The sequence below is a fragment of the Streptomyces sp. NPDC059679 genome (assembly GCF_042734105.1).
Taxonomy (GTDB): Bacteria; Actinomycetota; Actinomycetes; order Streptomycetales; family Streptomycetaceae; genus Streptomyces.
On sequence record NZ_JBHWES010000019.1, the window covers coordinates 109,922 to 122,151 of the forward strand.

Genomic DNA, 12,230 nt, shown 5'->3' on the forward strand with positions numbered 1-12,230 from the left:
GGGGGGGGGGGGTGCTGCCGGCCGCCGCTACCGGGCCCGGGGCCGGGGGCGGGGGGGCCGCGCTGGCCGCCCCGCGGGGCACCGGCCGGGACAACTGGCCGGAGTTCCTGCGGCTCTCGGCGGTCATCGTCTGCCGTTCGATCATCTACGTGGGCCTGAGCGCGTTCATCGCCCTGTACGCCCAGCAGCGCGTGCCCGGGGGCTCGGCGGCGGGGTCGGCGGCGCTGTTCACGCTGTTCGCCGGGGGCGCGGTCGGCACCGTACTGGGCGGCCCGCTGGCCGCGCGCTGGGGGCGCGTCCGTACGCTGCGCATCGCCTACGGGGCGGCGGTCCCCGCCGTCGCCGGGCTGGTGTTCATCCCCGGGCCGGCTCTCTACGCCTTCGCCGCGCTGACGGCCGCCGCCCTGTACGTGCCGTTCTCGCTGCACGTCACGCTGGGCCAGGACTATCTGCCGAACCGGGTCGGCACGGCCAGCGGCGTCACGCTGGGCCTGGCCGTCAGCGTCGGGGGCGTGGCCAGCCCGGCCATCGGCGCCCTCGCCGACGTCGCCGGTCTGCGCACCGCGCTGGCCCCGCTGATCGCGCTGTGCGCCCTGGCCTGGCTCATCGCGGGCACGCTCACGGAGCCGGAGCCGGAACCGGAACCCAGGGACGAGCCGGAGCCGGAGCCCGTACAGGATGCCGAGCCCGAGCCTGCCCCCGGCACCCGCTGATCCCCGCTCTGCGGGGCGCTGTCAGTGGCACGTCCTACCGTGGCGCTATGACCGTTCTGAGTCACGATCGCCTATGTGCCGAGATCGCCGCGCAGACCGACCTGTTGCGGCCGCTCATCAAGGGTGCGGACCTGACGGCCCCCGTGCCGTCCTGCCCCGGCTGGAACGTCGGCCAGTTGCTGCGCCATCTCGGCGGCGGCCAGCGCTGGGCCGCTGAGATCGTACGGACCCGGGCGACGGGCCCGCTCCCCGACGACCACTTCCGCGACCTGTCCCCGTACGCCCACGAGGCCCCCGCCGCGCTCGGCCCCTGGCTCACCGAGGGCGCCGGGCTGCTGGCGGACACGCTGCGCGCGGCGGGGCCCGACGCGGAGGTGTGGACCCCGGTGCCCGGCGGGACCGCGGCCTTCTTCGCCCGCCGGTTCACGCATGAGACGGTCGTCCACCGGGCCGATGCGACGCTGGCGCTCGGCGCGGAGTTCGCGCTCGCCGAGGACGTGGCCCTCGACGCTCTCGACGAGTGGATGGAGCTCGGCGCGCTGCCGATGCACTTCGAGGTCCACCCCCGGATGCGTGAGTTGCCGGGCCCCGGCCGCACCATCCACCTCCACGCCACGGACGCCGGCCCCGATACGGCGGCGGAGTGGGTGGTCGACCTCACCGGCGAGGTGATCGCCTGGCGCCGGGCCCATGAGAAGGCCGCCGTCGCCGTGCGGGCCCCGCTGGCGGAGCTCCTGCTGCTGGTCTACCGCCGGCGACCGGCCCACGGCGAGGGCGTCGAGGTGCTGGGGGACGCGCGGCTCCTCGACTTCTGGCTGGACCGGGTCCCCTTCGGCTGACCGCCCCACCCCGTACTACGCCGCGTGCTACGCCGCGGCGAACGGGCGGTCGCGCCGGGCGTCGTGGAGGACCGAGCCCCACCACAGCAGCTGGTCCAGCATCGCCTTCGCCGCGGCGTTCGGGCCCTCGGGGTCCTTGAGCGTGCCGTCGGGGCCGAACAGCTCGTAGTAGCGGGGGAAGGAGACGTAGTCGCGGACCGTGTGGGCCTGCAGCTCGTTGAAGACCTGCCGCAGGCCCTCGATGGCCAGCAGGCCGCCGCTGGCCCCGCTGTAGCCGACGAAGCCGACCGGCTTGGTCTGCCACTCGAGGTAGTGCCAGTCGATCGCGGCCTTCAGCGCGGCCGGGTAGGCGCGGTTGTAGTCCGGCGTCAGCACGACGAACGCGTCGGCCGCCGCGAGCCGCGCCGTGAGGTCGGCCATCTCGGCGGGGCGGGGCAGGTTCGGCTCCATCGCGGGAGGTACGGGCGGCAGGGCGAGCGGCAGCGGGGTGTCTGCCAGGTCGATGAGGTCCACGGCGAACCGGCCGTGCGCCTCGGCCTGTTCGACGAACCAGTTCGCGACCGTCGGGCCGAACCGGCCCTCGCGGACGCTGCCGAGGATCACTGCGAGCTTGAGGGTCTGGCTGGACATGGCTGGGCGTGCTCCTTGTTGCTGATGCGGTGGTGCCTGATGAGGTGGTTCTTGCTGAGGTGGTTCTTGCTGAGGTGGCGAAGTGGCCGGGAGGGCCACGCCGTCCAATCTGCCGGGCCGCGCCAGGGCCAGGAAGGCCGGGCCGAGACTGGTAGTGGCAGGGCCACGATCCCGTTCGACCCGGCTGTTACGTTCGTACGGTGAGCGACAACGAGCTGGGCATGTTCCTGCGCCTCCGCCGGGAGGCGGTCACCCCCGCCGAGGTGGGGCTGCCCACCGGCCCGCGCCGCCGTACGCCCGGGCTGCGCCGGGCCGAGCTGGCCACGCTGGCCGGGGTCAGCGTGGAGTATGTGACCCGGCTGGAGCAGGGCCGCGACCGCCGCCCCTCCGCGCAGGTGATCTCCGCGCTGGCCGACGCGCTCCGCCTCACCACCGCCGAACGCGTCCATCTGCACCGGCTGACCAAGGGCGCCGAGCCCGGCTTCAGCTGCCGGGGCGACGCGGGCCCGGCCCGTACGGTGCGGCCGACCGTACGCGCCCTGCTCGACCGCCTGGAACCCGCCCCGGCCGTCCTGCTCAACCGGCTCGGCGACATCCTCGCCCACACGGCAGGCTACGAGCGGCTGGCGGGCCCCGTCGGCCTGCTGGACGGCAGCGAGCCGAACCTCGCCCGCTTCGTCTTCACCGACCCGCGCGCCCGCACCGCGTACCCCGACTGGGCCCATGTCGCCGACGAACAGGTCGCCGCCCTCAAGCAGGGCCCCTTCCGCGCGGACCCCCATGTCGCCCACCTCGCGGACGAGTTGACCGTCATCACCGGAGACGCCTTCAGCGCGCGCGTGGCCACCCTGCCCGGTCTCCCCCGCTCCAGCGGCGTCACCCGGCTGCGCCACCCCGAGGTGGGCGAGCTTCGGCTGGCGTACGAAACCCTCGAACTGCCCGCCGACGACGACCAGCGCCTCATCGTCCACCTCCCCGCCGACGACGCCACCTCCGCCGCCCTCGACCGCCTCACCGGCCGCCACCCGGGTGCGCTGCGGGCTCTGCGAGCGGTGTCGTCCGGCTGAGGCCCGGGTCGAGGGACAAGGTGCCCTCTCTGCCCTCTCTGCATTTCCCATGTATGACGCCGCCTGTCATATATCGAGCTTTACGGTGGAGGCGTTCCCATCGAACGACGACCACGAGGAGAAGCGGGGGTGAGCTGTGCGTTCCGAGCGGCTGCTGGCGCTTCTGCTCCTGCTGCAGACGCACGGGCAGACGTCCGCCAGGGAGCTGGCCGAGCGCCTTGAAGTGTCCGTGCGGACGGTGATGCGTGACGTCGAGGCCCTGTCGGCGGCGGGCGTCCCGGTCTACACGGAGCGCGGGGCGCGCGGCGGCATCGCGCTGGTGCCCGGTTACCGTACGGACGTCAGCGGCCTCACGGCGGACGAGACACGGGCGCTGTTCGTTCTGCTGTCCGACAGTGCCCACGCGGATCTCGGGCTGGGCCAGGCCATGGGGTCCGCCCTCCGCAAGATCATGGCGGTGCTCCCCGAGGTCCACCGCCCGGACGCCGACCTGGCCAGCCGCCGCGTGTTCATCGAGCCCGACCGGTGGCGCACCGGTGCCGCTCCCGCTCCGGTCCCGGCGCTGGCCCGTCTGCAGGACGCGGTGTTCGGCGACCGGCGGCTGCGCGTCCGTTACCGCCACGGCCGTGACGGAAGCGAACGCTCCTACACGCTGGATGCGTACGGGCTCGTGAACAAGGCCGGCGTCTGGTACCTGGTGGCCGACCACCAGGCCCGGCCGAAGCTCTTCCGCGCCGATCGGCTCGTGACCGCGCGCGTCCTGTCCGAACAAGCCCGTCTCCGCCCTGGTGTGGAGCTGCAGCACGTATGGCAGGACCTGCGCCGTGAGGTCGAGAACCTGGAGCGACCCGTGAAGGTCACGGTCCGCGTGGCCGCCGACTCCCTCACCCGGTTCCTGCGGGTCCACCAAACCGACCTCACCAACCCCGAGGGCATACACGACGGCGACGGCCCGGACACACAGGCGACCGAGCTGACGCTGCGGTTCCATTCACTCGGCCACGCCACCACCCTGCTGGCCTTCGGGCCGAAGGTCGAGGTCGTCGATCCCCCTGAACTGCAGAACGCGCTCAGGGAGGCGGCACAGGCAACGGCAGCCCTGTACCCCGCGACCGCGCCGATCGAATAGCCCCCCGATATATGACGTTCGTTGTCATATACCGCTGGGATGATCGAACCCAGATACCGACTCCCCCATCTGCGGACCTGCTCTTCTCGGCAATGTGCAAGCCGTTCGTGCAGCAGGGCCAGTTCACTCGCCTCTGGAGCCCTCTTCTATGTCTACCGACATGTCCACCGACCGTGCGGCTGCCGCCGTCGCACCGGCCGATACGCCCAGCACGCCGCCGGGCGGGGGCCGGCACCTCGGGCCGGCCCTGATCGTGATCGCGGCCGCCCAGCTGATGGTGGTCCTCGACGCCACCATCACCAACATCGCGCTGCCCGCCATCCAGACCGACCTCGACGTCACCGACGCGAACCTCGCCTGGATCGTCAACTCCTACGCGCTGGCCTTCGGCGGACTGCTGCTGCTCGGCGGACGGGCCGGTGACCTGTTCGGGCGGCGGCGCATGTTCCAAACCGGCATCGCCGTCTTCACCCTGGCCTCGCTGCTGGGCGGCCTGGCCCCGGACGAGGGCCTGCTGATCGCCGCCCGCGTCCTCCAGGGCGTCGGCGCCGCACTCGCCGCGCCCAGCGCCCTGGCCCTGATCACCACCACGTTCCCCCAGGGCAAGCCGCGCAACACCGCGATGGGCGTGTACGCGGCCATGGGCGGTGTCGGCGCCACGGTCGGTCTGCTGCTCGGCGGCACGCTCACCGATCTCCTGGACTGGCGCTGGGTGTTCTTCGTCAACATCCCCATCGGCCTGGCCGTGCTCACCGGCACGAAGACCCTCGTCGAGGCGGAGCGCCACCCCGGCCGCCTGGACATACCCGGCGCCATCACCGGCACCGGCGGTCTGATCGCCCTGGTCTACGGGATCACCCGGGGCGGCGAACACGGCTGGACCGACGCGCTGACCCTGGCGTCCTTCGCCGGCGCGGCCGTACTGCTCACCACCTTCCTGCTGCTCCAGGCCCGCACCACGGACCCGATGCTGCCGCTGCGCCTGCTGAAGGACCGCAGCCGCTCCGGCAGCTACGCCACGATGCTGTTCATCGGCGCGGGCATGTTCGCCACGTTCTACTTCCTGACGCTGTACATGCAGCTCATCCTCGGCTACAGCCCGGTGAAGACCGGCTTCGCCTACCTCCCCTTCAGCTTCGGCATGGCCACAGCGGCCGGCGCCGGCTCCAAGCTGATCACGCACTTCGCACCCCGGCTCATCGCCGGTCCGGGGCTGCTGGTCGGGGCCGTCGGCATGTTCTGGTTCGCCACCCTGGAGCCCGACTCCTCCTACGCCGCGCATCTGATGCCCGCCATGTTCGTCACCGCGCTCGGCCTGGGTATGAGCTTCGTACCGATGACACTCGGCGCGGTCAGCGGCGTCGCCCATCACGACACGGGCATCGCATCGGCACTGCTGAACACCGCCCAGCAGATCGGCGGCGCGCTCGGCCTCGCCGTGCTGTCCACGATCGCCACCTCGGCCGCCAACGACAAACTCCCCGATGCGGCCACCACCCTCTACCGAGCGCTCGCCACGAAGGACTTCGCCCTGGCGGCCCGCGCGGGCGAGGCCGTGACCCACGGTTACACCATGGCCTTCGCCGCCGCGGGCGCCATGTTCCTCGCGGGACTTGTCGTCACCGTGCTGGCCATCAACGCCCAACGGCAGCACACGGAGGCCGATGCCGACGCCCCTGCCGTACACATGGGCTGACCAGCCGGTCCGACCACTCCCCATACCGCGCGGTGTGCCTGCCCCAAGACCCCGACGATCTCAGCGGGGGCAGGGGGCGCCGGGGCATCGTCGCCGTCCGGCCCAAAGGGCGAGGGGATGGGTGCCGAGCCGATCCCGATCGCCGGTGCCCGCCCGTTCGTCGCGCTCGCGCGCCTCCGGTCCAGCGCACCGCTGGACCGGAGGAACCGGAACACCGGGCCAGCCCCCTAGCGGCCCGGCGGACCCACCGCCGATCACAGCTTCCGCATGGCATCTTGCCCGAGGCTGGGTCGCAGCCGCTGCCCGTGTGGGGTGAAGGTGAAGGTGTCCGCGAAGCGCTGCGTGCCGCAGCGGACCGCGAGCAGCAGGGGTTCGTCGTGGTCCGGCGGCCAGGACGAGGCGGCTTCGGGCGCGGTGCCGTTCCAGAGGTGGAAGAACACCATGGGGTCCTCGGTCCGCGCCGTCAGATAGCCGAGCGTCTTGCCGTAGAGCGGGTTCGTGCCGCCGAACAGCACAGAAGGCGGCCCGAATTCGGCGACCACATCGGCCCATCCGCGGTCCTGACGGACCCACTCGGCGATTCGGCCCCGCATCGATGCGTACGCCTCTGCGTCCAGCACGCGGTCCGCCTCCAGCCACCCCGCCCTACGGACGAACTCCGCGTAGACCGAGGCCACCTCGTGTGCGTGGTCACGCGGCAGCAAGGACCGGAACGCCCCCACCACCCCGGTCGCCGTCCAAGCCCCGTGCTCCTCCATCGCCCGCCGCTCCTCGGCCCACGCCTCTTCCCGGCGCTCCACGAACAGCAGATGATCCAGCAGCAGCCGGAGGCTCAGCTCCCCGCCCATCATCCCGGGCCTGCGCAGGGCCAGGTTGAGGCGGTCGACGAGGTAGTCCCGTATCTCGTCGGAGGACGCGAGGGCGGCGGGAGGGGTCATGCCGCCAGTCTCCCGCACCGATTCGGGTGCGCTCCGTGAGCCGTCGGCGATCTGTCGACGGCATGTCGGCGACCCCTGTGACGCTGAACGGGTCCACCTCCCCCGCGAGCGCAAGGAACCCGTATGCCCTCCACAACCCCGAGCGAGTCATGGGACGTTCACCGGCCGCCATCCGCCGTAGGCAGGAACGTCCTGGTCACCGGCGGCAACGCGGGGATCGGCTACTTCGTCGCCGAACAGCTCGCCGGCGCGGGGGCCACCGTCGTGCTCGGCAGCCGGGACACGGCGAAGGCCGAAACCGCGATGGCCTCGATCCGGTCCCGGGTGCCCGGTGCGCGGGTGTGTTCCCTGCGGCTGGACCTCGCCGACCTCTCCTCGCTCAAGGCATCGGTGGAAGCCCTGCGGCTGGACCGTCTCGACGCGGTGGTCCTCAATGCGGGGGTGATGATCGACCACCCGCCGCGCCGCGAGACCCAGGACGGCCATGAGCTGATGCTCGCGACCAACCACCTCGGGCACTTCGCGCTGACCCGGTGGCTCGCACCGCTGCTCGCGGCCGCCCCCGCGGCCCGTATCGTCACCACGGGCAGCTTCGCGGCGAAGTCCGAGCGGCTGGACCTCGACGACCTCCAGAGCACCCGGGACTACCAGCCCAAACGCACCTACGCACGGTCAAAGCTGGCGCAGATGCTCTTCGGCCTGGAGCTCGACCGCCGTCTGCGGGCGGCCGGTAGTACGGCGCTGAGCGTGGTCACCCACCCCGGCGGCGCGCTGGACTCCCTCACCCCCTCGCGCCCACCCGTCCACGTCCGCACCACCGGCGACCGACTGCGCGGCCTGCCGGCCGGCCTCTTCGTCCAGGGCAAGGAGTCCGCCGCATGGCCCGCGGTACGGGCCGTCCTCGACCCGGCCGTGGCGGGCGGGCAAATGTGGGCTCCCCGCGTGTTCGGGCTGCGCGGCCTGCCACGGGCGGCACCCCTCTGGGACCACCTGACCGACACCGCGGTCGCGGCGCGCCTGTGGGACGCGAGCCGCGAGCTGACCGGCGTCGACCCGAGCTCCATATAGTCCGGAGTTCGTACGCGTCAGCGCGCGGCCATGGACTGGGTACATGGCCGCACCAGCAGGCCTGCACGGCTTCCCCCCCCCTCGTCGGCGGCTGAATTCCGTCACCCGGTGATCCCCTCCCGCACTCGTACCACCAGGAGCCCGACGCCCGACGGCCGCGTGCATAATCCTCGCGTGTTCGACTTCGGGATCCAGGGCTACCGGCCACACTGGATGCGCGGCCCCCGCGCGGTCAGGGAGACCTACGGAACCCGGCTGCGGACCCTCATCGGCCGCCCCCTGACCCGGCCGTACCCGCTCGGCTGAGCCCACCACATGTAGCACGCGGTCTCAGGCCTCCGCCTCGGCCTTCACCCCTGCCAAGGTCGCCTCGATGCCGGCGCGCAGCTGCGCCAGTCGGCCGCCGACGATCCGCTCCTCCCTCTCGGGAGCGCTCGCGACGAACTCCTGCAGGAGTCCGCGGGCGGGGCCGATCCGCATGCCGTGCCGCAGGCGGGTGCCGGACCCGTCCGCGACCGGCGTCAGCGTGTACGTCCAGATGGTCAGCGCCTCCCCGTTCGACCGGTCGTCCTCGGGGACGACCTCCCACCGGAAGGAGAGCGGCTCCACGAACTCGGCGATGCGGCTGACGGATCGCCACTCCCCCAGGCTGCCACTGCTGTTGCGGCCGAGGAAGCACGCGCCGACGGCCGGCCCCTCGGCACCGTCGAGCCACTCCACCTCCTGCAGCTCCGGGCTGTACCGGGCCGAGGTGGAGATGTCGGACACCAGTTGCCACACCCGCTCCGGCGCAGCGGCGACCTCTATCTCGCACTCCACCCGCGGATCATCGGCAAGACGCATCGTTCAATCCTTCCCAATAGGGGTTCTGGCAAAGGTAGTGACCGCTGTCACTGAAGATCGGCGGCGGTTGTCCGGACAGCGCCGGAGGCCGCTGTTCCCGGGCAGGCGCGGTCAGCGGAAGGTGCTGAAGCGGTCCATGATGTGTGCGGCCGCGCCCTCCAGGAGGGTGTCGGCGATGGCCTCGACGGTACGGGCGCGCCAGGGCTGGAGCTGGGTGCCGGCGACGACCTGGTTGAACGCGCCCATGGCGGGCCCGCAGTGGACCAGGTAGTCGACCCTGGCGCACTGGTCGCCGGTGACGGCGAGGCGGAAGCCGCGCTCGAAATAGCGGCGGAAGACGGACGCCAGCTCAGCCTTGGGATCGGCGCCGGGGGCCGGGACGGGCACGGCCTCACCACCGAGGTAACGGTCCAGCACCTGGCTCCTGGTCTCCGCGTCGAGCTCTGCGAGGGAGCCGTGCCGACGCCACAGCTCGTGCAGCCGGGAGGCACGGGCAGGGAAGAACAGTCCGCGCTTGAGATAGCGGGCCTGCACGCCCAGCTCGAACATCTCGCCCCAAGGTGCCGTCTCGACGTCGAACTCGCGGCTCTCCTGGAGGATGTCCTTCACCTCCGGGCTGGTGGCCGCCTCGGCGGAGCACTGGTTGACCGAGCCGGTCAGGATGAAGTCGGCGCCGAGCAGAAAGGCCGCGGCGGCCGCCTCCGGGGTGCCGATACCACCGGCGCAGCCGACGTGCACATGGTGGCCCGGCAGAGCGTGCTCGTCGCGCAGGCGAAGCACAGCGGGCAGCAGGATGAGCAGGTCGGCGGTGCTGCTCAGCCAGCCGCCGTCGGCCTCGACACACAGATCGTCGGCCATCGGCCGGCCTGCGGCCGCGCGGGCCTCCTCCTCGGTGACCTGCCCGTCCGCGATCAGCCGGGTGACCAGACGCTCGGGCGGCGGGGCGAGGAACTCGGCGGCGACATCGGTGCGGGAGACCTTGGCGATGATCCGGCCGCCGTTGAGGCGGAAGCGCACCAGGGCCGGAGTGATCAGGGGGAAGCCAGAGCACTCGACCAGGTCGACGCCGTGCCGCAGCAACAGGTCGACCAGTGCGTTCTCTTCCTCCGGCGCGCCATGGCGGTAGAGCAGATTGGCGCCGAAGGCCCCACCGAGACCCAGCTCGGCTGTGAGCCCCCGCAGTTGCCGGTCCACCTCGGCCAGGGGGAGCCCACCGGTCCCGAGGAAACCGAGCAGACCGGCCTTGGTGAGCGAGCGCAGCATCTCCTGGCCGGAGATGCCACCGTGGAGCGAGCCTGCCAGGTAGGCACGGCGCAGCCGATACCGCTCTCGGAAGCTCCGCGCGCCGAGGCTGTCGGCGCCGATCCCTGACGCGGGCACGGCAGGCGGTTGCGGAGCCGGCGGTACCGGGGCCGGCAGGGGCTCGGCGACGGCGCGAATCCGGGTGACCAGACGGGTGAGCACCCGGCCGGGGCCCAGCTCGACGAACTCGAAGTCGCCATGGCCCATCAGCCGGCGCACGGTCTCGGTCCAGCGGATCGGGGAGGCGATCTGCGCGGTCAGGGTCTGCGCGATCGCATCCGGCCGGTAGGGCTGGGCGTCAACGTTGGCGAGCACGGGGACGGCCGGCGGGTGCAGGGTGAACCGGCCGAGGAACGCGCCGAACTCCTCAGCCGTGCCGCGCATGTAGCGGGAGTGGAACGGCGCACTGACGTTGAGGCGGACGGTGCGGGCGCCGGCGGCCTCGAAAGCGGTACAGGCGGCGTCGATCTGCTCGGTCGGGCCGGAGAGGACGAACTGGTCCGGGGCGTTGTGGTTGGCCAGGTCGAGACCGCCGACGCCGGAGTCGGCGAGGACGCTGGTGACGGTCTCCTCGTCGCTGCCCACCACCGCGGCCATCCCGCCACCGCCGGCCGCCGCCATCAGCGCCCCGCGCCGCTGCACCAGACGCAGGCCGGTCTCGAAGTCGAAGACGCCGGCCGCGAACAGCGCCACGTACTCGCCGAGGCTGTGCCCGATCAGGTAGTCCGCCTGCTCCGGGTCCTGGGTGATGTGATCCAGGTACGCCAACGCGCTGACCACGTAGAGGGCGGGCTGGGTGTACTCGGTGCGGCCGAGCCGGCGCTCGGGGTCCGAGACGCACAGCTCCTCGATCGAGTAGCCGAGCACCCGGTCCGCGATGGCGGTCTGCTCGGGGAACTTCTCGAACAGTCCCTTGCCCATGCCTCTCTGCTGGGCCCCCTGGCCGGGGAAGCCGTAGACCTTCATGGCGCGTGCCTTCCTGAGCGCTGGTGTGTCGGGGACGGGTGCGGTCGCGGAAGCGGAAGCATGTTTCGGGGCGGCGAGCGCCAGGGCCCTGGTGAACAGGTCTGGGTCGTTCCCGAAGGGACTGAGCAGCGGCAGGGAGACCGAAGGCCCACCGGCCGGCAGGTTGCCGCGTGCGAAGTTGTGCAGGGTGCCGGAGGGCCCGAGGTCCAGGTAGAGGAACTCGCCGCGCCCGCGTAGCGAGGCCATCGCCCGCTCGAACTCAATGGGCCGGCGGGCAACCTGCCAGAAATGCTCGGCGGTGGCCCGCTCGACCCGGCGGCCGTCCACGCTGGAGATCCAGGGCAGGCTGGGCGGCGCGAACTCGACACCGTCGAAGACGCCACGGCAGGCGTCGAGCACCCCGTCCATCATGCTGGAGTGGTAGCCGTACTCGACCGGCACGCGCTGGTGCATCACGTCGGCAGCGCTCAGCGCCGCCTGGGCCCGGGCCAGCGCCCGAGTCGTGCCGGCGATGACGAAGTGGCCCGGATAGTTGCGGGCGGCCACTTCGCAGGCGCGCAGGGCGGGCAGTCGGTCCAGAATCTCGGGCCCGCTCAGGACGGCGAGCATTCCGCCGCGCGGCCCCGCCCGCAGCGCGTCGGCCTGGCGGACCAGCAGCCGCAGGCAGTCCCGCGAGGAGATGCTGCCCGAGACGACGGCCGCCGCGTACTCGCCCAGACTGGAGCCGAGCAAGTAGTCGGGCTCGACGCCCGCCGTCCGCAGGGTCTCCGCCAGGGCCAGCTCGATCATGACGATCGCCGGGTGGGTGATCCGGGTGTCGGTGAACTGGTCGTTCTTCCGCTTGGCCGGGTCGAACGTGTGGGCCAGGACCGACTCACCCAGCGCCTCGGCGGCCTCGGCGTCCAGCCGGCGCAGCACCGTACGGAACACGGGGTTGTCGTCGAACAGCTCCTTGCCCATCTGGTAGTACTGCGAGCCCTGCCCGGAGAACATGAACACGACGGGGAGGGAACCGGTGGGAGCCAGCCCGGCCCTTGGC

At 72.2% G+C, this 12,230-nt stretch carries 11 protein-coding genes; 7 read left to right on the forward strand and 4 right to left on the reverse strand.

Annotated elements, in window-relative coordinates; translation table 11 throughout:
- A partial coding sequence (locus ACFV2X_RS21735; protein WP_385618786.1) for an MFS transporter occupies positions 1-713 on the forward strand: 713 nt, incomplete at its 5' end.
- Positions 714-760: 47 nt separating this feature from the next.
- The gene (locus ACFV2X_RS21740; protein WP_385618789.1) at positions 761-1,552 is read left to right on the forward strand and encodes a maleylpyruvate isomerase family mycothiol-dependent enzyme; all 792 of its coding nucleotides are present in this window, start codon (positions 761-763) and stop codon (positions 1,550-1,552) included.
- A gap of 27 nt (positions 1,553-1,579) precedes the next feature.
- Here the strand turns inward: ACFV2X_RS21740 and ACFV2X_RS21745 are convergent, their stop codons facing one another.
- The gene (locus ACFV2X_RS21745) at positions 1,580-2,182 is read right to left on the reverse strand and encodes an NADPH-dependent FMN reductase (RefSeq protein ID WP_385618791.1); all 603 of its coding nucleotides are present in this window, start codon (positions 2,180-2,182) and stop codon (positions 1,580-1,582) included.
- A 200-nt stretch (positions 2,183-2,382) separates the two neighbouring features.
- Here ACFV2X_RS21745 and ACFV2X_RS21750 point away from each other — a divergent pair, with 200 nt between their 5' ends.
- From ACFV2X_RS21750 to ACFV2X_RS21760, 3 genes are all read left to right on the forward strand, one after another.
- Entirely contained in the window at positions 2,383-3,249 is an 867-nt protein-coding gene (locus ACFV2X_RS21750; RefSeq protein WP_385618792.1) for a helix-turn-helix domain-containing protein, read from the forward strand.
- A gap of 136 nt (positions 3,250-3,385) precedes the next feature.
- A complete protein-coding gene (locus ACFV2X_RS21755; protein WP_385618794.1) occupies positions 3,386-4,378 on the forward strand; it encodes a helix-turn-helix transcriptional regulator in 993 nt (330 codons plus the stop codon).
- A gap of 160 nt (positions 4,379-4,538) precedes the next feature.
- Positions 4,539-6,074, forward strand: a complete 1,536-nt coding sequence (locus ACFV2X_RS21760; RefSeq protein ID WP_385618797.1) for an MFS transporter — start codon at positions 4,539-4,541, stop codon at positions 6,072-6,074.
- 254 nt (positions 6,075-6,328) lie between these two features.
- Here ACFV2X_RS21760 and ACFV2X_RS21765 read toward each other — a convergent pair whose 3' ends face one another.
- Positions 6,329-7,012, reverse strand: coding sequence for a hypothetical protein (locus ACFV2X_RS21765; RefSeq protein WP_385618798.1), 684 nt, complete (start codon positions 7,010-7,012; stop codon positions 6,329-6,331).
- A gap of 123 nt (positions 7,013-7,135) precedes the next feature.
- On the opposite strand from ACFV2X_RS21765, the gene ACFV2X_RS21770 reads away from it, so the two are divergent.
- Together ACFV2X_RS21770 and ACFV2X_RS21775 are read left to right on the forward strand one after the other, a co-directional pair.
- Positions 7,136-8,080 (forward strand): SDR family NAD(P)-dependent oxidoreductase, encoded by a 945-nt coding sequence (locus tag ACFV2X_RS21770; protein ID WP_385618801.1) that lies wholly within the window; start codon positions 7,136-7,138, stop codon positions 8,078-8,080.
- Positions 8,081-8,254: 174 nt separating this feature from the next.
- Positions 8,255-8,386 carry a hypothetical protein gene (locus ACFV2X_RS21775; RefSeq protein WP_385618803.1) on the forward strand — a complete coding sequence of 44 codons (132 nt, stop codon included), beginning with the start codon at positions 8,255-8,257 and terminating at the stop codon, positions 8,384-8,386.
- Positions 8,387-8,410: 24 nt separating this feature from the next.
- Here the strand turns inward: ACFV2X_RS21775 and ACFV2X_RS21780 are convergent, their stop codons facing one another.
- Both ACFV2X_RS21780 and fabD read right to left on the reverse strand, forming a co-directional pair.
- Entirely contained in the window at positions 8,411-8,923 is a 513-nt protein-coding gene (locus ACFV2X_RS21780; protein WP_385618806.1) for an SRPBCC family protein, read from the reverse strand.
- 111 nt (positions 8,924-9,034) lie between these two features.
- On the reverse strand, positions 9,035-12,184 hold the full coding sequence (gene fabD, locus ACFV2X_RS21785; RefSeq protein ID WP_385618862.1) for an ACP S-malonyltransferase: 3,150 nt from the start codon (positions 12,182-12,184) through the stop codon (positions 9,035-9,037).
- Positions 12,185-12,230 lie beyond the last annotated feature (46 nt).